This window comes from Paenibacillus sp. FSL H7-0331 (assembly GCF_001956045.1).
The window spans coordinates 16076-41831 of the sequence record NZ_MRTH01000024.1 but is presented as its reverse complement, the minus strand read 5'-3'; the positions used below and the strand labels follow the sequence as shown (position 1 = coordinate 41831).

18 protein-coding genes and 1 pseudogene are annotated in these 25756 nt (G+C 45.8%); 18 read left to right on the top strand and 1 reads right to left on the bottom strand.

Annotated elements, in window-relative coordinates; all coding sequences use genetic code 11:
- The 14 genes from BK127_RS27900 (at nucleotide 1) to BK127_RS27835 (ending at nucleotide 21242) form a co-directional block, all read left to right on the top strand.
- Nucleotides 1–846, top strand: a complete 846-nt coding sequence (locus BK127_RS27900; RefSeq protein ID WP_076235284.1) for a carbohydrate ABC transporter permease — start codon at nucleotides 1–3, stop codon at nucleotides 844–846.
- Between the two features lie 36 nt (nucleotides 847–882).
- The gene (locus tag BK127_RS27895; RefSeq protein WP_076235281.1) at nucleotides 883–2415 is read left to right on the top strand and encodes an alpha-N-arabinofuranosidase; all 1533 of its coding nucleotides are present in this window, start codon (nucleotides 883–885) and stop codon (nucleotides 2413–2415) included.
- Nucleotides 2416–2433: 18 nt separating this feature from the next.
- Entirely contained in the window at nucleotides 2434–2697 is a 264-nt protein-coding gene (locus BK127_RS27890) for a DUF6171 family protein (protein ID WP_076235278.1), read from the top strand.
- A gap of 16 nt (nucleotides 2698–2713) precedes the next feature.
- On the top strand, nucleotides 2714–4255 hold the full coding sequence (locus tag BK127_RS27885; protein WP_076235276.1) for an alpha-N-arabinofuranosidase: 1542 nt from the start codon (nucleotides 2714–2716) through the stop codon (nucleotides 4253–4255).
- A 344-nt stretch (nucleotides 4256–4599) separates the two neighbouring features.
- Nucleotides 4600–4773: an NUDIX domain-containing protein gene (locus tag BK127_RS44990; RefSeq protein ID WP_256711482.1), complete on the top strand. Its 174-nt coding sequence runs from the start codon at nucleotides 4600–4602 to the stop codon at nucleotides 4771–4773.
- Between the two features lie 208 nt (nucleotides 4774–4981).
- Entirely contained in the window at nucleotides 4982–6142 is a 1161-nt protein-coding gene (locus BK127_RS27875; RefSeq protein ID WP_076235273.1) for a hypothetical protein, read from the top strand.
- 270 nt (nucleotides 6143–6412) lie between these two features.
- Entirely contained in the window at nucleotides 6413–8596 is a 2184-nt protein-coding gene (locus tag BK127_RS27870; RefSeq protein WP_076235271.1) for a helix-turn-helix domain-containing protein, read from the top strand.
- A gap of 203 nt (nucleotides 8597–8799) precedes the next feature.
- Complete coding sequence (locus BK127_RS27865) at nucleotides 8800–9699, top strand: ABC transporter permease (RefSeq protein ID WP_076235268.1); 900 nt, start codon at nucleotides 8800–8802, stop codon at nucleotides 9697–9699.
- A 10-nt stretch (nucleotides 9700–9709) separates the two neighbouring features.
- Nucleotides 9710–10588, top strand: a complete 879-nt coding sequence (locus BK127_RS27860; protein ID WP_076235265.1) for a carbohydrate ABC transporter permease — start codon at nucleotides 9710–9712, stop codon at nucleotides 10586–10588.
- Between the two features lie 26 nt (nucleotides 10589–10614).
- On the top strand, nucleotides 10615–12177 hold the full coding sequence (locus tag BK127_RS27855; protein ID WP_083689645.1) for an extracellular solute-binding protein: 1563 nt from the start codon (nucleotides 10615–10617) through the stop codon (nucleotides 12175–12177).
- 37 nt (nucleotides 12178–12214) lie between these two features.
- The gene (locus BK127_RS27850; protein WP_076235263.1) at nucleotides 12215–12961 is read left to right on the top strand and encodes a hypothetical protein; all 747 of its coding nucleotides are present in this window, start codon (nucleotides 12215–12217) and stop codon (nucleotides 12959–12961) included.
- Nucleotides 12952–13827 (top strand): hypothetical protein, encoded by an 876-nt coding sequence (locus BK127_RS27845; protein WP_179097636.1) that lies wholly within the window; start codon nucleotides 12952–12954, stop codon nucleotides 13825–13827. Before BK127_RS27850 ends, BK127_RS27845 begins: the two co-directional genes overlap by 10 nt.
- Nucleotides 13803–14018: a hypothetical protein gene (locus BK127_RS27840; protein ID WP_076235258.1), complete on the top strand. Its 216-nt coding sequence runs from the start codon at nucleotides 13803–13805 to the stop codon at nucleotides 14016–14018. The genes BK127_RS27845 and BK127_RS27840 overlap by 25 nt, the downstream gene beginning before the upstream one ends.
- 105 nt (nucleotides 14019–14123) lie before the next feature.
- Complete coding sequence (locus BK127_RS27835; RefSeq protein ID WP_179097635.1) at nucleotides 14124–21242, top strand: CBM96 family carbohydrate-binding protein; 7119 nt, start codon at nucleotides 14124–14126, stop codon at nucleotides 21240–21242.
- A 78-nt stretch (nucleotides 21243–21320) separates the two neighbouring features.
- On the opposite strand, the pseudogene BK127_RS45770 reads toward BK127_RS27835, so the two are convergent.
- Nucleotides 21321–21493, bottom strand: a pseudogene (locus tag BK127_RS45770) (IS3 family transposase).
- 218 nt (nucleotides 21494–21711) lie between these two features.
- Here BK127_RS45770 and BK127_RS42605 point away from each other — a divergent pair.
- From BK127_RS42605 to BK127_RS27815, 4 genes are all read left to right on the top strand, one after another.
- Entirely contained in the window at nucleotides 21712–21948 is a 237-nt protein-coding gene (locus BK127_RS42605; RefSeq protein ID WP_083689643.1) for a hypothetical protein, read from the top strand.
- A gap of 104 nt (nucleotides 21949–22052) precedes the next feature.
- Nucleotides 22053–23786, top strand: coding sequence for an extracellular solute-binding protein (locus BK127_RS27825; RefSeq protein WP_076235252.1), 1734 nt, complete (start codon nucleotides 22053–22055; stop codon nucleotides 23784–23786).
- Nucleotides 23787–23853: 67 nt separating this feature from the next.
- Nucleotides 23854–24756, top strand: a complete 903-nt coding sequence (locus BK127_RS27820) for an ABC transporter permease (protein WP_076235249.1) — start codon at nucleotides 23854–23856, stop codon at nucleotides 24754–24756.
- Between the two features lie 53 nt (nucleotides 24757–24809).
- Nucleotides 24810–25697 (top strand): carbohydrate ABC transporter permease, encoded by an 888-nt coding sequence (locus tag BK127_RS27815; RefSeq protein WP_076235389.1) that lies wholly within the window; start codon nucleotides 24810–24812, stop codon nucleotides 25695–25697.
- The last annotated feature ends 59 nt before the right edge of the window (nucleotides 25698–25756 follow it).

The following is a 25756-nucleotide window of genomic DNA, read 5'->3' as shown; positions in this document are numbered from 1 at the left end:
ATGAATACTAATATTAGAAGAAAGTTATTAATGGTATTAATGATTTCTTTCTTCCTCATCGTATGCTTTATTGTCTTATTTCCTCTCTACTACATGTTTATGGCATCTTTTAAGAGCTCCAAGGAGCTATTCCGAAGTGGTATGGATTTCAGGATTATCCCGAGCCTGATGAGTCTTGACAACTATAAGCTTTTATTCTCAGGCAAGGGCAGCGTTTATTTATTCTGGTACAGAAATAGTCTTGGCATAACTGCGCTTCATACCGTATTCTCTCTGTTGCTTTCTTCATTGGTTGGCTACGGCTTAGGGGCATATAACTTCAAGGGGAAAAACTTGATTTTTATGCTGGTGCTGTTTGTTATGATGGTACCACTTGAAATTTTGATGCTGCCTCTCTATAAGCTCACGGTGAAGATGGGCATAATCAATACGTATTATGGAGTTATCTTGCCGTTTGTCGTTTCACCTATGGCGATCTTTTTCTTCCGGCAGTACGTAACGGGTATTTCCAAGGACTTTATGGATGCGGGAAGGATCGACGGATGCTCGGAGTTCGGGATATTTTTCCGAATTATGGCACCCTTAATGCAGCCGGCGTTCGGCGCAATGGGGATATTGCTGGCGATGCAGAGCTGGAACAGCTTTATATGGCCTTTGATCGTGCTCCGTACCAATACGATGTTTACAATTCCTATAGGTCTTGCTTCGCTGATGTCGCCTTACGGCAACAATTATGACATGCTGATTGCCGGAGCTGTGCTCGCGATTATCCCTATTATTGTTTTGTTCCTGTTAAATCAGAGGGCTTTTATTTCAGGCTTGTCCACTGGCGGCGTTAAAGGCTAAACCATCATAAATCATTTCAATCAGGAGGCTAACAATATGAAAAGCAGCATTAAAATCAAAACGCAAGCGGCAGTTCACAAAATCGATCGAAACATTTACGGACACTTTGCCGAGCATCTGGGACGTTGTATATATGAGGGGATTTGGGTCGGCGAGGATTCCGGCATTCCCCATACGCGAGGAATCCGAAATGATGTTGTTCAGGCTTTGAAGGATTTGAGCATTCCGATGCTGCGTTGGCCGGGTGGGTGTTTCGCCGATGAATATCATTGGAAGGAAGGAATTGGGCCTAAGGAATCGAGAGCCCGAATGATTAACAACCATTGGGGCGGCGTCGTTGAGAATAACCATTTCGGTACCCACGAATTTTTCGATTTGTGCGAGCTGCTGGAGACCGAGCCGTATATTTGCGGGAATGTCGGAAGCGGAACGGTCTATGAGATGCAGCAGTGGGTCGAATATATGACCTTCGACGGTGAATCGCCGATGGCGAACCTGCGGCAAGCAAACGGAAGAGAAAAGCCCTGGAAGTTGACATATTTCGGTATAGGCAACGAAAACTGGGGCTGCGGCGGCCGAATGAGAGCGGAATATTATGCGGATCTTTACCGGCAATACAGCACGTATGTAAGGGATTATGGAGACAATTCCATCTATAAAATCGCTGCAGGCCCAAGGGGGGACAATTACCACTGGACGGAGGTGCTCATGCGGGAAGCGGGACATTTCATGGATGGACTGGCGCTCCATTATTACACGAGATTAAGAGATCACAGCATCGTAATCGAAAATCCCGACGGCAACCGAATTTATTTGAAAAAACCGGATGCGGTGAGAGGACAAGCCGTCGACTTCGACGAAAGCGAATGGTTTGGCATTATGAAGGCGGCCTATTTCACAGAGGAGCTTGTGGTGAAGCACTCGGCAATTATGGATAAATATGATCCCGAGAAGAAGGTGGCGCTGATCATCGACGAATGGGGTACATGGTTCGACGTTGAGCCCGGCACCAATCCCGGCTTTCTGTACCAGCAAAATACGATGAGAGACGCAGTTTCCGCGGCGATCAGCCTGAATATTTTCAACAATCACTGTGACCGCGTAAGAATGGCGAATATTGCGCAGACGATCAATGTGCTGCAGGCCGTTATTTTAACAGAAGGGGAAAAAATGATCCTGACCCCTACCTATCATGTGTTTGAAATGTTTAAGGTACACATGGATGCCATTATGCAGCCGATCGAGATTCAGAGCGGTACCTACACGTTCAATGGGGAAGAAGTTCCGCAGCTAAGCGTATCCGCTTCCATGGATGCGGTAGGCAAGCTGAATATAACCATTTGTAATACGGACCCAAAACAAGCCGCGCCGCTGGATGGCTATACGGAAGGATTCGTCGGCAAGCAAGTTACGGGTAGAGTACTGGTATCATCCTTGATGAACAGCCATAATACGTTTGAACAACCAGATGAAGTCAAGCCCGAGTTGTTCACGGGCGTACAGTTGAACGAAGAAGGATTCCATGCGGATATTCCGCCGATGTCTGTTGTCGTGCTGACAATCTCTTAATCGGGAGGAGGTACCCCGATGACCAGACAGGGGCCATGCAAGGACTGTTCGGAAACGATACATGTCACACCGGAGAAAATAAAGGCTATGCTGCAAATGCTGATTGATTCTCGTCATGTAGAGCTTGCCGACGACGTAACAAGCGCAGGGCGGCTTGCTCAATGTGTCAGTTGCACCGGTTATACACTCGGAGGGACGTGCAAATATTGCGGCTGTCTTGTACAAATTCGGACTAAAATAAAGGATAGGGGATGCCCCTATCCTTCGACTCCTAAATGGTAAGGGCAGGAGAATGAGGATGACTACAATTGACATTAGACTGGGAGAACAGATAGGGCTCATTAATCCTGACATTTACGGACACTTCGTAGAGCATTTGGGAGGAGTCGTATACGACGGAATCTGGGTAGGCGAGAACTCCGAGGTCCCTCATATCCAAGGCTTTAGACAAGAGCTTGTTGAGAAATTGAAGGCTATACAACCGTCTGTTATTCGCTGGCCGGGCGGCTGTTTTGCGGAGACCTACAACTGGAGAGACGGCATCGGTCCGAAAGAGCAGCGTCCGACAACCGTGAACTGGTGGTATATGAACGACGGAAAGTTTGAATCCAACCAGGTCGGCACTCATGAGTTTATCGAGTTTTGCAGGCTTGTGAATGCTGAGCCATATTTGGCTGTAAACGCTACGACAACAACTGTATTGGAAGCCAGAAACTGGATTGAATACTGCAATATGCCGAGAGGAACAACCACACTTGCGATGGAACGCGAGAAGAACGGAAGTCCGGAGCCGTTCAACATCAAATACTGGGGACTTGGCAACGAAAATTGGGGTGGCGGCGGCTGCATGACACCCGAGGATTACTGCCATATTTACCGAAAGTACGGTATTATCAGCAAAAGTGTCGGACCGGAGCTTCAGTACATAGCATGCGGGCCGTACGAAAATATTCCGGAGTGGACGGAAAAGTTTTTTGACAAGTATAAGGAGATGTATACAGTGGGGCGGGTTTCTCCCATGTTTGGATACTCTCTCCACTATTATGTGATCAATACGGGTAAAATGGGCACGGAGTTGGAATATACCGATGCGCAGTGGTATGAAATGATGCGTGTCGGGCTGGAGATGGAGCCGTTTATCCAATCCCAGTATGACATGATTCAAGCTGCAATGCCCGGAGCGTCCATTGGACTCATCGTCGATGAGTGGGGTGTATGGCATTTGCAGAACGGCAGGCATCCACTACCGGGCAAATACTTGTTCGAGCAGCCGAGTACGATGCGAGAAGCAGTTCTGGCTGCGCTTTCCTTGAATATTTTCAACAACCACTGCGATAAGGTTGTCATGGCCAACGTGGCGCAGCTCGTAAACTGCATCCATTCTCTGTTTCTTGCCAAGGGTGATAACTGTGTGGCCACTACAAGCTACTACGTGTTTGATATGTATAAAATTCATCAGCATGGAATGAGCCTTAAAACGGCAGTCGATTGCAGTGACATCACCTATACCATAAAGGGCGAGACGCATTACGTTCCAAGCATCTCCTGCTCGGCATCGGTCAAAGACGGCATACTGGCGGTTACAGTTGCTAACTTAGCCGTCGATGAGGATCAGGAGGTTAAGCTTGATCTGCACGGTGGCGAGTATGCAGGTACAGGGACAATGGTCGTATTGTCTTCATCCAGCCACAAGGATGGCAACAGCTTTGATGAGCCATACAAGGTTACGCCGATGGAACAGCCCGTATCGGCAGCAGGCTCGGAGCTTACGGTGACAATTCCGAAAGCGTCTGTAGTTTTGGTAAGGCTGAACGTTTCAGACGCATTGGGGCGACGTTAGGCCAGCTATTCGACAGAAGACTCCCTTAATTTAAACACTTGACGACTCGCCTCTGTTGGCGGGTCTTTTTATTGCATGCATGGCAAACAAATGTTGGGCCAATCTCAATCCTTGTGAAATTGGCTCCATGATTTGGATGATACGTAAAATTCGCCGTGGCCAGTCGCTAAGTTCATTTAAGACAGTGAGGGTTCGTAGATACAACAACGTTATAGGAAATTGGCGCAAATAAATAATTAGAAGAAGGTGATGTTTTGCTATCGAAGCTAATAAACATACTACCTCGTGATTGGCTTGTTTACATGTATAAACATGTGCCATTTAAGTAATTTAAGGACTGGGTTGTGTACAGAGCTCAAAATAAGTTCCTTGTAACAGTATTGGGAATTATTACGAATGAAACAGGTCAAGTTTTATTATTAAGACATGTATATCGTACAGAGCCGTGGGGAGTTCCAGGCGGTTGGATGGAATTAGAGAAACCTGAAGTTGCTTTAGAAAGAGAAATATCTGAATAACAAAACTGAAAGTAGAAATTACTGGACTAGCTAAAGCCATATTTGGACAAAACCCAGTAAGAATAGATCTAATTTTTAAAGGTAGAATTGTTAATGGAATATTTACACCGAGTGCTGAGATTTCAGAAATGATTTATTGTGATATTGACGATTGGCCAGAGAGGATGCCAAATGAACAAAAAAGGCTAATTAACTACATGAGAAACGAATGGAGACGTTATATTTCAAGCCTTCAATTTCAGAACAACCTATCTTATATATCGATGCAAATGAGGTGACAACTGTAATCGAACTAGTCCAACTCATGCTAAAAATGGAGTTATTTAGTGATATTGCAGAATTAACTGAGAGGGATAAAGATAATTTGATTTGGTTATTTGAAGCATTAGAAAATGAAAATAAAAGAAATTGGATTTGGTCTCAAAGAACCTTAACAGTGTGGAGTAATCAAGGAAGTTCTCGAGACTGGATTGGATGGCTTCGGAATGAGTTTAATAGTTGGGAGAAAGAAAGTAATGAGTTACTTCATAATGAACTGACTCGTTCATTATCCGAGGCTGAATCACAGGATATTAAGTATAAATATAAAATTAGGATTTTTACTAATTCTCATAGTATCCGCCAGAAGCACTTGAACTGGTTCAACGAATTATCGCACTTCACGAAGATGAATTTAGCAGGTAGTAAAAAGAATGAGTTGAGTATAGAACTATCCTTACCTAAGAGAATTACCCCAAGCCACTTCTGGGGGGCTTCGTTGAATTGGAGCAAAAGATTTGTTGTAGCATTAAACATTGCAAGTAAAGGATTTTTTTGGTGGCAACTACCTAAAGATATTTCCGAATTTCATGAGTCAATACGAGATATTGAAAATAATTGTTTAGTAGAAATAGAGCTTTCTCCTGCGTTAAGGATTGATTGGGGTAAAAATAGAGTATTGGATGAGAACGTCTTAGGTAACACTGCAATGATTTTTTTCTTGATGCCTGTGTCAAATGGTAGTGATTCTAATATGCCTTTTGATCACTATGCTACAGCGCTAGCACTACTTGCTAAAAATGATGTACACTTTCAATTTGATAAGAATATATTTTATAATTTTTATAATGCGTTGCTATTAGGAATGCGGTTCTATGGTGATTATAATTACCAATTAAACATTGCTGATAATTTATCCAATATCCTCGCTCCACACGTGCCTAGCTTTGATGAATATGAACATTATGTAAGTTTAGGGGAATGGTCGTCTAAAGTTCATAGCTCTGATGAATTAAAAATTACTTTGTCTGAAGTGGGAATGATGAAAATTATGTGTGATATCTATTTTATACACGTTTTGAATGAGCTTTCTTCAAAAAGGAATGGATGAGACTATAGTGTGGTCTTTTTCAGTTACTTTTATAAAAGACCATCCGTGTCATCTGAGATCCAGATTGAGCGTACGGAGCGAAAACCGCTTTGAAACGGACGCAGTTAGCAAGCAACAGAGCAAAAATCATTACTACGGAACGATTGTATCCCGACATTGAATCGGGAGTAGCCATTTTTTGTATTGATTATTGTCATGAGGGGGGGTTACAAGTACAATTGAAAAAAAGCGGTATCAGCTAATTAGAAAGCGTTACCAGGGAGTGGTTAAATGAAAAGAAGAAAGTTTCTCTTTAAAATTTTTTACGCATACACGGCGATCGTCCTGTTGTATACGTTTGTGGCGACAGGTGTTTTCTTTCAGAAAACCAATCAATTCATGAATTATCAATTGTTAAACAGCCATAAGGAATTTCTGCAGCAGGTTCGTGATAAGAGCGATACGCAAATGAGCGTTGCGCTGAATATCGTACAGCAATTGAAATGGAATCCGAAAATTATGAAGTACTCACAAGATAATGAAAAAAATTTTTATGAGATTACGAAGCTAAGCGAGGACCTGGCAACGACCGTCAATTCATTTTCCAACTATGGACTTATTCTGGGCGTTCAAAAGGCAACCGATAATTTCATTATTACCTCCCAGTTTACGGATGTGGAGGATCATTATTTCCAAACCTTAGGGTGGAGTCCAACCAACTATCTGGAAAGGGAAGCCTATTTGAGCAACAAAACCAAGTATCCGATTTTACTTGTTCATCACTATCAGAATGATACAAATACCAGCAGCAGATACGTCACTTTAGTGAAGAAAGAAGTGACCTCTACAGGTGGGGAAATCATTTTTTATATTTCATTTTATGAAAACATGATGATTCCTAGGCTGGACACCAATGAACAAAGAGGCTTCGCCGTATTGGATGCCAATGGGATTGTCACGATGTCTTCCCCCGACCCCCTGTCCGTTGAAAACGCCATTCTCGGGGAAAAGCTGATGGAAATGAAGTCCTCCTTTGAATACCGGAACATCAAGCGGGGACAGCAGGTGATCCATTTCGTCAGTTCATTGGTTCTGCCGGATACGAAATACGTGTACGTGACGGATATGCATTCCCTGCAGGAGCAGGTTGCCGCTTTGCTGGGAGATTCCATGCTCATTTTTTTAATTCTGCTTTTACTTGGTGCGGTGATCCTGCCTATCGTGTCCATTAGCACGTACCGCCCTTATTCGACCATCGTGCAGGCCAATGAAAAACTGCTGGAAATCGCCGAGAAAAGCAAGCTTTCTTTAAAAGAAAAATATTTGAGAGATCTCCTCTTTGGATACATATCGAGCGATCAAATTGAGCAGCGCAGCAAAGAATTCAGTATGGAGAGAATCAAGCTTCCGGTTACGGTGGTTATTCTGGAGGTATCCCAAAATGAGGATTGGGCAGAGCAGTTTTCGCGGGAAGGGATTCGCAAGATGATTGCGCAGCTGCAAATTATGATCAAGGATAACTTGAACGGAGCGGAGCATGAGCTGCTGGAAATGGATTCATCACGCTTTACCATCATCACCTTTGGCTTACATACGGAGGAACTGGAAGCCGTAATCAAACAAATGGTCTCTTCCTTCCAGCAGCTTGTTCATCTTGATTTGACGGCTCTGATCGGAAAGCCCGCCGAATCTTTATCGGGCGTGCAGGAATCGTATCAAGCGGCTCTGGAGCTGTTGGAATTGCGTTATATGACAACCGTCCATCAGCCGGTTATGACCGTGGAAAGTATCGGAAGTATAGCGGATACAAGCTATTATTACCCCCTGGATATGGAGCGGGAGCTTATTTCCTGTGTGGTTCGTGGAAGGCAGGACCAGGTCATCAGCTTGACGAAGCAGTTGACCCAGGAAAATCTGTTTAAACGAAATTTGACAAAGAGCAGAATATCCGAATTATTATTCGCATTAGCGGCAACGGCGAATCGGATTTTGCAGCAACTGAAGCGGGACCCGAACGATGTATTTGTGAAAGGGTATAATATTTATACCGAGCTTTCCGCCTATGAATCTCATCAAGAGCTTGAAATGAAGATCGAGGGTGTATTTTGCCGCATCGTCAATTATCAGTGCGAGCTTTTGAAGCCGGACGAGCCTGTGTTGGCAGATCAAATGTTAGCTTTTATCCATGGAAATTATCATAAGGATCTGTCCTTAAACGATGTTGCGACCCATTTCAAATTATCGGAAGGCTACACAGGAAGATTGTTCAAAGACCGTACCGGTGAGAATTTTAAGAGCTATCTGAACATGTATCGTGTGCAGGTTGCCAAAAAGCTGCTGGACGAAAAAAATATTAAAATTGATGACTTGGCCAAAATGGTCGGCTGCAACAATGCCATTACGTTTACCCGCATGTTTAAAAAATATGAAGGCATCTCCCCCTCACAGTACGGAAAACAATCGGCGGGGGATTAATTCGGACCAACGAATCTTTCTGAACACGGAAAGGTTCGTTTTTGTTAGATGTACGAAATTGATAAGAGGAGGAGCGAATATCCGTTATTGTTAAGGACGCAGAAAACGATTGTTTTAAACGTAAAAGGGCTATGCTAGAATGCAGTCATCGGGCTCGATACCTATAAATGATTAGATAAAGGATTGAGGGAAGTGTTGCAGCCATGCTAAGACAAATTCGAAGAGATTACCTGTTATATGTATTTCTGATTCCATTTTTACTCTGGTACGCGTTATTTATTTTCAAACCTATGTATGGCCTGCAAATTGCATTTAAGGATTTTTTGCTGTTTCGCGGCATTGCCGACAGTCCATGGGTTGGTCTGGAGCATTTTAAAGTATTTCTTGGAAGCCCTTACTTCACCCGAGTTTTAGTCAATACCTTGATGCTTAGCTTGTACAGTCTCTTGTTTGCATTTCCAATACCGATTGTTCTTGCTCTTTTGATGAATGAAGCGAAGAATGTCATTTTTCGGAGAACCGTACAGACCTTTACGTATTTACCCCATTTTATTTCGGTGGTGATTGTGGCGGGAATTGTAACTAATTTCTTGGCGCCCAACAACGGTGTGATTAACCTTATCATGGATAAATTAGGCGGGTCAAAGGTTTACTTTTTAACTGTTCCGGAGTATTTTCGGTCGATTTTCGTGCTGACCTTTGATATTTGGAAGGAAGCGGGCTTTAGCTCCATTGTCTATTTCGCAGCGTTGTCGGGAATTAATCCCCAACTGTATGAAGCCGCAGTAATCGATGGCGCTAATAAGGGCCGCCAGATGTGGCATATCACCCTTCCAGGCATCCTGCCTACGATCATGATTTTGTTGATCATGAAGGTCGGTCACATTATGGACGTCAGCTATGAAGCCATTATTCTCTTGTATCAACCCGTTACGTATGAAACCTCCGATGTTATTAGCACCTATACGTATCGCGCCGGGCTTCAGGAGGGGCATTATGATTTGGCTACTGCAATCGGTTTGTTTAATGCCGCGATTGCCTTTATTCTCGTCATTGGCGCCAACAAGCTGAGCAAGACATTTACGAATACTGGATTATGGTAGGTGAAACAGCATGAAGCTAACTCGTGGTGAAAAATGGTTTTCTGGATTTAATTATGTCTTATTAAGCTTGACCGCAGTAGCCGCTTTGTATCCATTTCTCTATGTGCTGTCGGCCTCCATCAGTAGTCCTGAGCAGGTTGTGAAGGGAAATGTGCTTCTTTTTCCGAAGGACGTGACGTTCACAGCCTATCGGACCGTTCTGGCCGAGAATGGGATTTGGCTCGGATATGCCAATACGATTTTCTATACGTTGGTCGGAACGATGGTCAGCTTGATGCTGACGATTCTGGGAGCCTATTCCTTATCAAAGAAGCGTTTGATTGGCGTTACCGTTATTAATTTCATTATTGCTTTTACCATGTGGATCAATATGAGCGGGGCCGCCGGCATGATTCCGTATTACCTGAATCTGCGGGATTTGGGCTTGTTGAACAGCCGGTTCGGGATTATCATCGCTTTTGCGATCACTACCTTTAACGTATTTCTGCTCCGCACCTTTTTCACTAGTGTGCCGGACTCGCTGGAGGAGGCGGCAAGGGTGGACGGCGCCAACGACTGGGGCATTATGTGTAGGATTTACATTCCGTTATCTGTTCCGGCTCTGATTACCGTAGGTCTCTTTTATGCGGTGGGGAGATGGAACGCGTATTTCTGGTCGATGATTTTGCTCACAGACCAAAGCAAGATACCTCTGCAGGTGCTGCTCAAGAAGATGATTGTCGAAATGAATGTGAACAGTATGCTGGACAACGGCGGGCCAGTGGATATAGCGAAGGAAACGATTATATATGCCACGATTATCGTTGCCATTTTGCCGATGGTACTTGTATATCCGTACATTCAGAAGTTTTTTGTCCAGGGAATTATGGTCGGTTCAATTAAAGAATAAACATACGGAAGGAAAGATGTACTTTGATGCACGGAAAAAAGCTTGCAAAAATCGCACTTTGTTCAACGCTAGTAGCAGCGCTGGCAGCAGGCTGCTCCAACAGCCCTAAACAGCAAGGCATAGCGGAGGCAGACACCGACAATTCGGGAGCAACCAGTAAAACTCCGTTGGAGCTAAAAATTCATTTGCATTATAACGACTCCCGTGTTTTTGATAATAACTCCCCTGTTTTCGCCAAAGCAGCAGAACTGACCCATGTGACATTGAAGGGAACCGCTTCCCCAACAGCGACAAACAGCAAGGAAACCTTCAATATCATGCTGGTTTCAGGCAATCTGCCTGATATCATTCACGGAAGTAAGGATGACATGAACAAAGCGGCGCTTCAGGGAGCTTTAGTGCCTCTGGATGACTTGATCAAACAGCATGCGCCGCATTTGAAGAAATTTTTGGACGACAATGACTGGGTCAGAAAAGGCTCCGTTGCGTCGGATGGCAAGCTGTACTATATCCCGTTTGTTGCAGATGGCGAAGCATCCAGCGGATTTTTTATCCGCAAGGATTGGCTTGATAAGCTCGGATTGCCGTTTCCTAAAACAGTGGATGAGTATTACAAAACATTAACCGCATTTAAAAACCAGGACCCGAATGGCAACGGATTGAAGGATGAAATTCCTTATTTTAACCGGAATAAGGCCGGTGTTATCGAACTGGCCCAATTGTTCGGAGCCCGATCGGTCTGGTATGAACAGGACGGAAAAGTTCATTTCGGTAAATACGAGAAAGAATACAAGACAGCCATGAGCAACATTGCCAAATGGTACAAAGAAGGGCTCATCGATAACGAAATTTATACCCGTGGCTCCAAAGCAAGGGATGTTCTTCTGGGCAACAACACGGGAGGTTCGACTCACGATTGGTTTGGCAGCACGGCTTCCTACAATGATACGGTCAAAAAGAGCGTGCCGTCGATTCAATTCGTTCCGTTTATGCCGCCAGCGGATATAAACGGAAAGGTGAAAGAAGAACAAAGCCGACCGCTGCTTGTCGCTCGTGGCTGGGGGATTTCGTCTGCTAACAAGCATGCGATAGAAACCATGAAATATTTCGACTTCTGGTTTACGGAAGAAGGACGGCGCTTAAATAACTTCGGGTTGGAAGGAACCCATTATAACATGGTCAACGGCAAGCCGATCTTCAAGGATGAAGTGCTGAAAAACGAAAAGTCGGTTCTGAACCAACTCGTGGAAGTAGGGGCACAGATTGAGATTGGCGTTAATCAGGACTTTTTCTATGAACAGCAGTGGATGAATCCGATAGCCAAGGATGGCGTCAACATGTACATCAATAACAAGACGCTGCTTCCCTTGTTCCCTCAGTTGACCTTTAACGAAGCAGAACAAAAAATCATTAGCCAAAAATGGTCATCGATTGAAACTTTTATTATGGAGAAGGAACAGAAGTGGATCATGGGCGTTGAACAAGTGGACGCCAGCTTTGACTCTTATTTGAAAACGTTAAAGGATATGGGGATGGACGATATCGTTAAAATTTATAACGATGCGTACCAACGGTATCTGAGAAGCTAGGCTAGGTCTGAAATCATGAAGCATAAGGGTGAGTAATATGTTATTAAATGTAATCCATCGGCCGGAAACGGGAAAAAATTATCCGTTCTATAAGCTGCAGCAGGAATATGGCCACAAGTTGAATCTGAAGATTACCTTGATGATCCCCGTTTCCTCCCTAGAGGATGACGAAATGGTTGAAGAAATCAAGCAGTATCATCGCGATTATGGAGATGAGCTTGCGTTATGGCTTTGGCGGATCAATAAGCCGGGATGGGGGGGGAATACCCCCTTTTGGCTGGCAAGCGAGGAGAACAAGCGCAAATCGCTGGAATACGCGCTCCAGCTTTTCCGCACCAAGCTCGGGTGTGAGCCGGTTTCGATTGGAAGCTATCTGTTGGACGCTTTGTCCATGGAAATCGTGAAAGAGCTAAGTCCTGGTACGACAACGGTAACGGCAAGCTGCTTCGAAGAAGGAACGAAAATTTTTCATGGGTGCAACAATTCTTGGTATCTGTTCTCCGAAGGCGTATCGTGGGGACCTTGGTATCCGGGAAAAGGCCATTCCTTCCGGCCAGCGGCGAATGAAGAAGACTGGGCGGGACTTGTCGCCATTCCGCACTTAAGCCGGGATCTGGTGCTGGCTTATGAAGGCAGAAATGATTTTTTTGCAAGCCATCCCGCCAATGTGCAGCGAGGTCTGGCGAATAAAGGTCTGAGCCATGACTACGACTTCAATCTGGTCGACCAGTACCGGATGCAAGAGGATTACAATGATGGGTACTCGTTCTGGATATGTATATGAAAGAATTCGGGGACTGGTTCCGGGACAACATTCCTATAGGCAAGCCTAATGTGGCTTTAGGCAAGGAAATTTTGTTTGGTTCAGGAAAACATTACTTCTGGTATATCGATCCTTATTTCAGAGTATTGATCGATTCGAATCAAGGCGGGTCCATCGGCGATATCAGGCCTTACGCCGGACGATTCGCGGCTCATTCGGGGCCGGATTCTCCGATGAGAGAAATTGCATCCTACCCGTATATCATTCAATCCCAGCTTCGGTCGGGGGCACAGCATCACTCTGCCGATGACGGAGCGAGGACAACCCTGTTTGTTTTGAACGGGGAAGAAAAGCTGGACCTATGCTATTGCAGCACCAAGGTTGCCGCTGTTGAACGCAGTGATGAGGTGACGAAGGTTCGTCTCACGCCCGCATCTTTATCGTTCAAGAATGGTTTACAGGTAGATATCGAAACCATCTATGAGTTTTATCCCAACGGAATCATAATGATTAGACGAAAGCTTGTGCGTACTTCCGACCAGGCGGCTAAAATCGGCATTCAGGAGTATTTCAAAGGATGCTATGGATTTACGGAGTATTCGGAGGATTTGCATGGAATTATACTGGAAGTTGAAGGGGACGACCGAAAAGAGCTGGTTTACGATTACAATTCAGAATGGATTCAGGTCCCTAATGGTACGAAGGCATCCGCCAGCATTCCTCCAATCCAAACGTACATTTCGCTGGAACCTGCTGAAGGAACGGCATTATCGGCCGAGGCAGCTGAAGGCCACCTGTTTAATCCGTATTACTCGTTGAAACTCCACTATGAGCTTTCCGAGAATCGGAAGGAGGCCGTAACATGTCTAACCATCCGAAAAAATTAATGTACCGTTGTCCATTATGCCTGTTTGGCGCAAACGATGTATACCTCAAGCAGACAGGCGAAGTTTACAGTTGTATGAAGTGCAGCTTCACTGGATCGGAGGCGGGTATCATTGACATGTATGATGACTACCGGAAAAGGTATCGTCTGATGGAACATCGAATTACCTTGGACATGCAAAGAAAGATGTAGTGCACTGCCCAAGAGGAATAGATACGTGTCCGCAATCTCGAAGGGTACTTCCCTGCGAGGTGCGGCACGATTTATTTTGAGCAAAAAAATAGGAGGTCGATGAATTTGCTTAAGCGAAGATTACGAAGAAGTATCGGCAGCTTAATCATTTTTTTACAGATTATAGGTGCCTTCAGCGGGTATATGTTTTTCTCTCCCCCGACCGTCCAAGCGGCCCCGGTTAAATTGTATCCGCAAGCGGACGCCGCCGTTGACAGTCAAAATCCTGCTACGACATACACGAATATGAACGGAACGTACCAATTGTCCATAATCGAATCGCCCACAAATACCAAAAGACCTTTCTTGCGATTCGACCTTGCATCGGTAAATGCCAATATTGAAAGTGCGCAGCTTTTTGTAAGCGCTTCACCGAATTCGACCCCCGTAACGGTATCCGTCTATGCGATTGCAGATGATAGCTGGGCCGAAACGACTCCGGGACTTACCTGGAACAATCAGCCGGCGCTGGGCGCATTAATCGGCACCTTGACGCTGCCGTCACAGGCGGCAGGCACTTATGTGGAATACGGCGTTGACATTACCGATTACATTCGCCAGCAAAAGTCGGGAGACGGCCTTGCCAGTCTGGCCCTTGTCGGCGAGGTATCCTTAAAGAACATATATGCGAAGGAAGCTACCGTGTCCAGTCGCAAACCGCATCTGGACATTACTTACGATACAACGGCACCCTTATTCCAATCTGCTTTGGTTGGAGCCGGATTTCGCGACATTACAGTCCAATTCAATGAACCGTTGTTTGATGACACAGGGGACAATTTGAAAAGCAAAGTCCTGCTGTCGACCAACGGTACAACCTTTTCCTCCCTCGGTCCGGGCGATACGGTAAGTCTGAGCGGCAATAACATGATCATTTCCTTGCAATCGCCGCTTCAGGGCGGTCTGAACAAGCTGAAGCTTTTGGGAGGCAGCCTGAAGGATAGGTACAACAATACCAAGACGACCGAAACCGTCACAGGCAGCCTGGTTGGGCAGGAGGACCTGAATCCACCCGGTATGCTTGGCGCCGAGATGAGTGCTGATGGAGAAAGCATTACATTGAGCTTCGATAAAGCCATTGCATGGCATAGCGGTGATGCGGTATCCAACAAAATGAATGTCAAACTTTCCTCCAATAACGGGTCCATCTATAGCGACTTAGCAGCCGGGGACAGCGTATCCATACAAAATGACAGGCTTGTTGTGAGCTTCGCTACTCCGTTGGTGGGCAAAGGCTACAAGGTGAAGGTGCTGATCGATTCGATCAAGGGGTCTTCCAACAATCGGGTACTGTCCGGGGAGACAGTTACCGAGGCGTTAATGGGACGTGTGGTCAAAACGGTCCTTTCAGCGTCTGCGGATGCTCATGTTAACAGCGGAGCCAGTACTGTTGGAACTAATTATGGCAGCCAAACCGCGATGGAATTAAAAGAAGGAGGCACAACGTATAATCGCCGGATATTCTTGAAATTCAATGTGGGCGATATAGGGGTGTTGAACAGTGCCTGGCTACGGCTGTATTTTCCCGATGCTGATACGACTGCACAGCAGCTTAAACTGTACGCCGTTACGGATGACAGCTGGAGCGAGACAGGCATTACCTATAACAACCAACCTTCCTATTCTACCGTGGTCTCCAGCGTGTATGTTGGTGGCGTCAACGGCTGGTATCAGTGGAATGTAACGGATTACGTTAATCAGCAGAAATCGGCTGATGGCACCGTGTCCTTTATGCTGATGGGCTCCAATTCCAGCAAGTACCGAACCGTAAGCAGTAAAGAAAGCGGGGCGAACAAACCGCAGCTCGTGGTTGAATACGATGTTGCTCCACCCGAGCTGATTCAATCTCAAGTTAGCTTCGAGAACAAAGTGATCCAACTTCAATTTAATGAATATGTCAAGGTAGCGGCAGCAGAACAAAACGCTTTGAAGCAAGCGATCGCGTTGGCGAGAGACGGGAGCCATTTTGCACCGTTGGCTGCCGGTGATACCGTAACAATGAACGGCAGCACGTTAACCGTATCGCTAGCGAACCGTCTGGATATTCCGGGAGCGAGGATTCGGCTAGAAGGAGGTTCGTTAAAGGATTGGGCCGAAAATGTAATGGGCTCCGCGCAGATGATGACCGACCTTGTCTACGATGCGGCAGCTCCTGTTTTAAATCCTGTGGCCATGCTCGATGCCGCCAATCAAGAAATCAAAATCACCGGCATGGAGCCATTGTACAGCTGTCTATCCGACCCGGAGGAGCTTAAAGCCGCTATACGCTTTGCCATCGATGGCAATACCTATCAGCCCCTGGGCCAGCATGATTCCGTTACGGTTTCCGGCGGAAATTTGGTTGTCCATTTGGCGCAGAAGGTAAGTGGTACTTCAAGCCGAATTCGGGTTGCGGCAAATACCGTGAAAGATGAAGCCGGTAACGCTGTTTCTACGGAATTTACCAGCGAGGCGATAACTGCCGATTCCATGCCGCCCCAGCTGCTGATTGGATATGCTGTAAATCTGAACAAGAAAATCGTATTGGCGTTTAATGAAACGATAAAAGCGGCATCTACGAATCTTGAAGAGCTGAAGGCTTCGTTGCAAATTTCTACGAATGGAGGCGTCACCTATCAGCCTCTAGGCAGTGATGATTCCGTGCAGATCAGCGGTAGCTCGCTTACCATTAATAAAAAAGAGCCAATCACGGGAACAGCGAACCGGGTCTCCATCTCTGCCGGAATGATTCAAGATCAGGTCGACAATGTGCTGACAGCGGCCACGGAAACAACGGATATAGCGGCAGGACGTACGGACTACCCTTACGCGCCGCCATCCTCCGAAACGTTGGAGCGGGCTTTGATCGATTCGGCGAATATCGTTTTCAGCAATAAGGATGCGGCACAAGGATCAACCTCCGAATTAACTGGTTCCAAATCCTTCGAGGTTATCGCCATATCGGTTATGTCAGGCAACAACGATCCTAAACTGGTCGAGCGGTGTGTCCGAATCATCCGAAAAATGCTGACCAATGAAGTCAACATGCCGAATCTGCAGGGAGGATTGGATTCAAGAGGCCAATCCTCCATGGTTTCCTCCATCGCACTGTTATGGAACAATCAGGAGGTAATGAGTCGATTGACAGAAGCCGAAAAGTCACAGCTGGTGACCTTCTTTAAGGCGGCTTTGATCAGTACGGCATTCACCTCCAGCGACTACGACCAAAACGACAATAAGCGGTCCGGCTCCAGATTGGCTATGAATGGTGATCCTAACACGTATACGAGCAACCCTAATTTTTGGGAGCCGAATATGACCTTGCTTTATGCCTCGGCTTTTGTGTTAGGGACAGAGAATGTCAAGGCAATCCTTCAAAACTATGATCATATGGCCTTTATTCAAGAATTGGCAAATAAGGGATTAACATCTATTAAGTCATGCTATGAGAAAACAACAGGGTTTGGAACCCTTACCGCTAAGGCGGCCAGGGTCGAAGGAATTGTGAAAAGCGATTTATGGAGCTTCAGGACCATATCGATGGATGCATTCCTGGCTAATCCGATGAAGCTTCATGCCCAAACCCAACAGTCAACCTGGGACCGGTATGCGGAGGATGGAGATTACATGGGGAAACTGGGTATGGAGCACGAGTTTGACTCAACGGATGCAAGCGGACCTCGTGAAAGCTCCACATACGCTGTGCTTGGAATCGATCCATCTCTTCAAAACAGGGCACTAATGGATTATTTCGGCTATTGGAATGCGCGAGGCAGCGAAGCATTGCGAGATCAGGTTGACATGCTGCAAAAGGTGGGTGTTTCCGATTATTATGCCAAAACGATAAACGGATATTATTCACAGTCGCGAGGGGGAACGAAAACAGAGCATTTTACCGGCGATGTTTATACCATTGACACCCTGATATCCATTGGAGGCTTGATCCCAGCCTTGTTCCATGACACCTTCGACTATACGGCGGATTCCTATTCCGCTTTGACCGATGAGTGGATACTTGGCAATGGAAACTGGAGCATAAAGCAAGATATCATCATTCCTTACAACATCAAAAGTCCGTTAACGACAGTCGAAGGGGCTAAGGAATCGGACGAGGAGGAGAGATTGCTTCAAGAGACTAGCGGAGGATATGCTTCTGCGTTTACGAAGAAGAGCTATTCCAATGTCAGTTTTCTCGCTTGGGTTCGGATGAACACCCCAGGAGAAATCGGGATAATGGGAAGAGTGCAGGATGCCAATAACGGTTATTTGCTTACCTACGCCAATGGCAGTCTGGCGATCAAGAAGAAATCGGGTGGAACGACTACAACCCTAATCGAGAAGCCTTACACCCTGCAAACAGGTGTATCCTACCGATTCAGAGGCGTATTTACCGGCAGCAATATTGAGTTTTACATCAACGGAAGCAAAGAACTGAGCATAACCGATACTGCGTTTTCATCGGGAGGAATAGGGGTATTTTCCAATCAGGCTTCCGGAAAATTCGATGGCATCCTGGTTCAGCCCACATCCATGCCCGAGCCCGTTCTTAATACCATTGGAATCGGCGATGAGCAAGTAACGTTGCATTTCACCGGGGTTGAAGGTGCACTGTATTACTACATCCGTTACGGAACGGAACCGGGCCGCTATACCCACACTATAAAAACGATCAGCACAGCCCCGATTGTCACGGGCTTAACCAATAACATCTCCTATTTTTTTGCGGTTTCGGCCGTTGGGACCTTAGGAGAGAGTGCTAAATCCGCCGAATTATTGATGACGCCAAGAGCGGCAACGGCAGTATCTCCAAAGTTGAAAAATTTGGTCGCGGACGGAAACAAGATCATTGTCGATTTTACAACCGATTCGGTCAATACGTCTTATGTGATCCAATATGGGAATGCCAGCGGTGAGTACAAATATAAAGTTGAGCGGGTAACGGGCAGTCCTTGGGTTATCCCGGTCGCAATTTCGCAAATGCCCAATTATGTGGTGGTGGTCCCATGGAATGAGAACGGCGCGGGAACGCCTTCCAACGAAATGGCAGTAGTACCGAATGACACGATCCTCTTGAAGGATGATTTTAATGATGGAAGCTACTTAGAGGACTGGCAGCTTTCTGCCGGTACTTTCAGTGTAGACCTTGTCGATGGCGACTATCGTTTGAAAAGCGCTGCCAATAATCCGGACCGCATCTTCGTGGCTCAAGGCTTTCATTGGAAAGATTATTCGATTGCCACCAAGGTCGAAATAACCAACCCGTTTGCCACTACCTGCGAAGAGTACTTGTTGGGGCGCTATTTGGATTATAACAATTATTATCTGCTGGGATATAAGTACGATCAGGTGCAAAATAAAGAATTTATTGCCATTCGGAAAAAAGTAGCGGGAACGACTACAACGATTAGCCAGAAGGAATTTCCAATTGCTCCGAATAGGGAGCATCTGTTTAAAGCCACCTTCGAAGGCAACGAGATTAAGCTATATGTGGACGGAATACTGGTGGTTGAAGTAACGGATTCCGATTTGTCCGTTGGCACTGCCGGAATTTTGTCGGGCAAGGCCGTTACCTTTTATGATGATTACACAGTCGAATTGCTGAACGGTATGGAGACACCCACGATAGAGAATGCCAAGGCCGATGATGGGAAGGCGTTCATTTCATTTACTCCTGTTTCCGGCGCAGAGGGTTATCGCGTGAAATATGGGGAGCAGTCGCACCGTTATACGGAACAGAAAATGGTAACCGAATATGCGTATGCTCCTGTTGAAATAACTGGACTTGTGAATGGTAAAACCTATTATGTTACGGTAAGTGCATACGATGCGGAGCTTGAGGGTGGAAATGCTGTGGAATTTTCGGTAACCCTTCCACCAGTAACACCACCAACGCCATTAAGCAGCAATGCAGATTTAAGCGATTTGGCGCTTTCGGGCGGTACGCTAAGTCCTGCATTCACTGCTGAGGGATTGTCATACAGTGCAGGTGTGACTTATGATGTATCCAGCATAACGGTGAAAGCTACTGCATCCGATAGCAATGCAACGATTAAGTTGAACGGAGCGGCAGTTGCAAGCGGGCAACCAAGCGGTGCGATCAGCCTGAACGTAGGTGGTAACCTGATTAATATCGTAGTCACGGCGCAGGATGGTAAAGAGAAGACATATGCGCTTGCAGTGACACGAGCAGCGTCGACATCGAGATCGACATCATCCGGTGGCGGTGCATCAGGAACGATATCTAACAATACCGTCACCTCAACAGACGGTACACTGACGCTTCAAGTCGGTAAATCGGGTGAGGTTAGCTTGGGCGATGTGATCAAGATTCTAATTCCTGCCGATGCTTTTGGCAAAGAACTGAAATTAACGATAACCAAAGTGGCAGACACGCAAGATCTGATTACGAATAAAGACGTTCTAGTCAGCTCAGTATTCGAAATTCTGAAAAACTTCCCGGAGAACTTCAGCAAGGAGATCACGTTGACCTTTACTTTCGATTTGGTGGACAATCAAAAGCCTTCTGTATTCTACTATGACGAAACGAAGCAGATGTGGGTAGGAATCGGAGGCGAGGTAAACGGCAATACCATCACCGTAAAGGTTAACCACTTTACGAAATTTGCGGTATTCGGTGAAAGCCAAGGGGCAGACACGAAGCCGACGATTAACTTTAGCGATATTTCCGGACACTGGGCGGAGGGGAATATCAAGCAAGCGGTAAGCTCAGGTGTCGTTAGCGGCTATGAGGATGGCACGTTCAAGCCGGATCGTACCGTAACGCGCGCGGAATTTGCGGTCATGCTGATGAATGTGCTCAGACCGCAAGGAGATGGAGTGGCGCTGACGTTCACTGATAAGGCGAAGATCGGCACCTGGGCACAGAAATCGGTCGCGCAGGCGGTGTCTGCAGGTATTACTACTGGCTATGAGGATGGCTCCTTCCGTCCAGATGCCCAAATCACTCGCCCTGAGATGGCTGTGATGATCGCGAAGGCCACAGGCCAGTCTAGTGCAGCGGCTGCGGCAACGGACTTCGCGGATGACAAGGGCATTCCAGACTGGGCGAAAGGCGCAGTGGCAGCCATGAAAAAGCTGAGCATTATCGAAGGCAAAGGCACAAATCAATTTGCTCCGGCCGATAAAACGACAAGAGCAGAGGCGGTAACAGTGCTTCTGAAAATGCAGGTGCAAAAGAGCAAGTAAAAAATCATAAGCAAGGCTGCTTTAAAGTCAATTTGAACTGCATCCAGTCAAGTAGACAGAACAAATAATTAAAATCGGTTAGGCGGCCTTGGTCCTAAATTCCATTGGACTAAGGCCGTTTAAATTTGCCTGTAATCGCTCGTTATTGTAAACTGGATATAGGTGTTAATGTCCTTCTCTAGTTGCTCAAACGTGCTGTATGTCTGCAAATAATACTTCTCGCATTTCAGCGTCCCCCAGAAGGCTTCCATGGGTCCGTTGTCAATGCACCTGCCAACACGTGACATGCTCGGGGGTTATATGTGCGGGCTCTAATCGTTTTTTGAAGCTTGGCGAGGTATTGAAAGTCTCGATCACTATGAAGCATAGGTGTACTGCCAGGCGCTGCTTGTAACGCCTGGTCCAACGTTTGAAATACAAGACTATTGTTATTTGAATTCCCTAAAATATAGGAGACAATGGTGTTGCAGTGCAGATCCAGATCCATGCTGCTGAAGATTTGCTGACCTTCTTGTCCGGCGAAGAAAAAAATTATTATCTTGAAGATTACATACTCCCTGCAGTTAAAATAATAAATGAGTATCTCAAGAGCCAAAAGCGGAAGGCATCGCTAAAAATGGACAATAGTCCCTTTTTAGCGGTGCTTTTTGTTCACATCGTCCTTCACATTGATTGCGTTTACATTATGACAACAATTGGTAAGTAAAGTAAAGAGTTGCACATTGTTAGACTCCTGTGCGGCTCCTATAATGAAAACATACACAGCGCCACTGTGTTAATATTTTAAAAACTGGGTATCGGGGGATGTACATGAAACTAAAAAAGCATAATGTGAAAGCGCTATCTGTTTCTATTTTAGTAATCACAACGCTCTTGTCGGCGTGTACAAGTCAAAACGGTTCGACGAGTACCAATCAGAAAGAAGCTAAGAATGAACCGGCGAGCACTGTGGGAAATAACGATGTGAAGGGTGCAAATACAGAGCCGCTAGGCAAGTATGATCCACCGATCAATGTCTCGTTCGTCCGTAATCTAAGCGACGTCGTAGAAAATAACGTGCTCGGTGTGTTAAAGGGCGAAACGTTAGAAGACAACCGCTGGAGCCGTTTATACAAGGATCAGTTGGGCATCAATATCAAATATAACTGGGTCGTCAAGGGGAATGACACGTCAGATCAGTATTTACAGAAGATTAATGTAACGCTTGCTTCCGGTGACCTGCCTGATGTCATTCCGGTGAACGCAACTCAATTGAATCAGTTGGCTGATTCCGGTCAGATCGAAGATATGACGGCCATATATGAGAAATATGCTTCTCCACTGGCCAAAGAAATCCTATCCCAGGAGGGCACAAGTCCGTTTGATGCCGCTACGTTTGGCGGCAAATTGATGGCGATCCCGCAGGTCGATTCCTCGCTTGAGCGTGCCATGTTTTTATGGATTCGTACAGATTGGCTACAGAAACTGGGGCTGCAGCCTCCAAAGACGATGGCTGATGTGCGATCGATTTCAAAAGCTTTTGCGGAAAATGATCCGGACGGCAATGGGAAAAAAGATACTTATGGTCTTGGTGTAACGAAAAGTTTGTGGGGCGGAGCAATGGGATTGGAAGGGTTTATGGCTGGGTACAAGTCCTATCCGAATATGTGGATGGCAGACGGTTCTGGGAAGCTGGTTTATGGAGGCATTCAACCAGAAGTGAAGAATGCGCTTCTAGCCCTCCAGGGCATGTTTAAAAACGGGGAATTGGATCAGGAATTCGGGATTAAAGACGGAGGCAAGGTATCTGAGCAAATTGCTGCCGGTAAGATCGGCATGGAATACGGTGAACAGTGGAATTCCATCTGGCCGCTCCAGTTGAACCGCAATAACGACCCGCAAGCGCAGTGGAGGGCGTTTCCGATTGTTTCGGAGAACGGGGAGTTACCTAAAGTACCTTTAAAATTCAGTACGACCAAGTTCTTTGCAGTGAAGAAGGGGTTCAAGCATCCCGAAGCAGTGGTCAAGCTTTTCAATCTGCATTTGGAGAAAAACTTTGGTAAAACGGCAGAGTTTGACAAATATTACGCACCGCCTGAAGCTGAAAGCGTATGGCAATTGTCCCCCGTGCAGCCAGCTCCAGTAAAGAAAAACGTGGAGGCGTTTAGAGCGATCGATGCAACCCGTAAATCAGGAAATACCTCGACATTGACAGGCGAAGCCAAGACCATTCAAGGGAAACTAGACGCTTATAATTCGGGCTCGAAAGAAGGGTTTGCACTTTGGGGGTGGGAGCGGATTTACGGCCCTGAAGGCTCCGAGGGTGTGGTTGACCAGTACGATAAAAACAATCAGTTCCTGATGGAGAAGTTCGTTGGATCGCCTACCTCTACAATGGTTGAACGCAAATCTACTTTGGAAAAGATGCAGAATGAGATTTATACCAAAATCATAATGGGCGCAGCTATCGATGAATTTGATAAATTTGTTAAAGACTGGGCGAAGCTTGGTGGAGAACAAATAACGAAAGAAGTAAATGACTGGTACACATCAAAGAAGAAGTAGCGACGAGCAGAGGATGGAGTTGTCTTCCTTCCTCTGCTTAGTTTGCTCCAAACGATGGAGGATGAATATGGTAGCCAGGAAAATGTGGAGAGAGCTTCCGCTGCATCTGATGATATTACCGGGACTGGTGCTGATCGTATTATTTTCATACGTACCTATGGCGGGAATCATCATCGCATTTCAAAAGTTTATACCTGCCAAGGGATTATTCGGTGATCAGAGATGGGTCGGTTGGGATAATTTCAAATATGTCATGCACCTGCCCAGCTTTAATCAGGTTTTGTGGAATACCCTCTTTATTTCAAGTCTTAAGCTTATTCTCGGCTTGATTGTTCCGATTGTATTTGCCATTCTTCTCAACGAATTGAAGAATGAAGTGATTAAAAGAAGCGTACAAACGACCATTTATTTACCCTATTTCCTCTCATGGGTCGTTCTGGGCGGCATACTAATCGATATTTTATCGCCTTCGAGCGGTATTGTTAACGAATTGTTGGGCGCGCTCGGCCTTAAAAAAATATTTTTTCTTGGGGACAACCAATGGTTTCCGTTTACTCTCGTCTATTCGGATATATGGAAAAACTTTGGTTATGGGACTATCATTTATTTAGCGGCTATTACGGGTATTGATCCCGGTTTATATGAATCGGCTACGATTGACGGCGCAAACCGCTGGCATAAGATCTGGCATATCACCATTCCCGGCATGCGTATGGTAATCGTATTGCTGTCTGTTCTAAGTCTAGGGCAGTTGCTGAACGCAGGGTTCGATCAGGTGTTCAATTTGTATAGCCCTCAGGTATATGAAAGTGGCGATATCCTTGATACTTTTGTGTATCGGCTCGGTTTGTTGGATGCCCAATATGGTGTGGCAACGGCGGTTGGACTATTCAAATCACTGGTTTCGCTCATATTGATTTCTGGCTCGTATTTTGTTGCTTATCGTTTTGCGAAATATAGAATTTTCTAGAGGGAGGGAAAACAGTGGCACAGCATTCAACAAGACCTGCATCTGACGCGTTTATCCAGGTACCTTACAGTCGAAGGCGGTTAGAATGGTTTTCCGTTCTAAATGCGTCCTTCCTCATACTGGTATCGTTGATATGCGTCCTTCCGTTAATCCACATCGTCGCTGTTTCGTTCAGTTCAAGTACTGCAGCAGCAGCAGGTTATGTAAAACTGTGGCCGGTCGATTTCACATTGGCATCTTATTCTTATACGGCTAGCCGGGAAGCGTTTTGGCAATCGATGCTTGTTTCTTTGGAGCGCATAGCAATTGGGACGCCATTAAATTTGTTTTTAACCATCCTCGTCGCATTTCCTTTGTCAAAGGAATCGAAATCATTTCGCCTGCGAATGGTTTACGCTTGGATTTTCTTCATGACGATGCTCTTTCACGGTGGTTTAATCCCTTGGTATACTACGCTTAAGCAGTACAATCTCCTTGATACGATCTGGGCACTCGTCTTACCCGGCGCGGTTCCCGTTTTTAGTGTTGTACTGCTGCTTAATTTTTTCAGAGAGCTTCCCAAGGAGCTGGAGGAGGCAGCCGTCATGGACGGCGCTAGTCACTGGACGACATTATGGAAAATTTATGTGCCGATATCAAAGCCTGCTCTTGCAACGCTTGCCTTATTTTCCATGGTGGAGCATTGGAACAGTTGGTTTGACGGCCTTCTACTTATGGGGGACCCTAGCCATTACCCACTGCAGAGCTATATCCAGACGATCGTCATACAGCAAAGTTTATCAAGCATGTCGCGCGACGAAGCGTTGAATTTGGCCCTTATTTCCGACCGAACGCTAAAAGCATCACAGATATTCCTGGGCTCCCTCCCAATCATTTTGGCGTACCCGTTTCTGCAGAAGTATTTTGTAAAAGGAATTGTTCTTGGCAGCGTAAAGGGGTAACAGGTGGATTGGTGCAGGACGAGAATACTTTAGGAAGGTTTCAAGGTTTCAAGCTATAA

Bases quoted from the DNA above. Each gene is read 5' to 3' on its own strand.
- BK127_RS27850 (WP_076235263.1), top strand. From the start codon at position 12,215: ATGTTATTAAATGTAATCCATCGGCCGGAAACGGGAAAAAATTATCCG.
- BK127_RS27865 (WP_076235268.1), top strand. From the start codon at position 8,800: ATGCTAAGACAAATTCGAAGAGATTACCTGTTATATGTATTTCTGATT.
- BK127_RS27855 (WP_083689645.1), top strand. From the start codon at position 10,615: ATGCACGGAAAAAAGCTTGCAAAAATCGCACTTTGTTCAACGCTAGTA.
- BK127_RS27895 (WP_076235281.1), top strand. From the start codon at position 883: ATGAAAAGCAGCATTAAAATCAAAACGCAAGCGGCAGTTCACAAAATC.
- BK127_RS27870 (WP_076235271.1), top strand. From the start codon at position 6,413: ATGAAAAGAAGAAAGTTTCTCTTTAAAATTTTTTACGCATACACGGCG.
- BK127_RS27820 (WP_076235249.1), top strand. From the start codon at position 23,854: ATGGTAGCCAGGAAAATGTGGAGAGAGCTTCCGCTGCATCTGATGATA.
- BK127_RS27845 (WP_179097636.1), top strand. From the start codon at position 12,952: ATGTATATGAAAGAATTCGGGGACTGGTTCCGGGACAACATTCCTATA.
- BK127_RS27875 (WP_076235273.1), top strand. From the start codon at position 4,982: ATGGAGACGTTATATTTCAAGCCTTCAATTTCAGAACAACCTATCTTA.
- BK127_RS27885 (WP_076235276.1), top strand. From the start codon at position 2,714: ATGACTACAATTGACATTAGACTGGGAGAACAGATAGGGCTCATTAAT.
- BK127_RS27860 (WP_076235265.1), top strand. From the start codon at position 9,710: ATGAAGCTAACTCGTGGTGAAAAATGGTTTTCTGGATTTAATTATGTC.
- BK127_RS27840 (WP_076235258.1), top strand. From the start codon at position 13,803: ATGTCTAACCATCCGAAAAAATTAATGTACCGTTGTCCATTATGCCTG.
- BK127_RS27890 (WP_076235278.1), top strand. From the start codon at position 2,434: ATGACCAGACAGGGGCCATGCAAGGACTGTTCGGAAACGATACATGTC.
- BK127_RS27825 (WP_076235252.1), top strand. From the start codon at position 22,053: ATGAAACTAAAAAAGCATAATGTGAAAGCGCTATCTGTTTCTATTTTA.
- BK127_RS27900 (WP_076235284.1), top strand. From the start codon at position 1: ATGAATACTAATATTAGAAGAAAGTTATTAATGGTATTAATGATTTCT.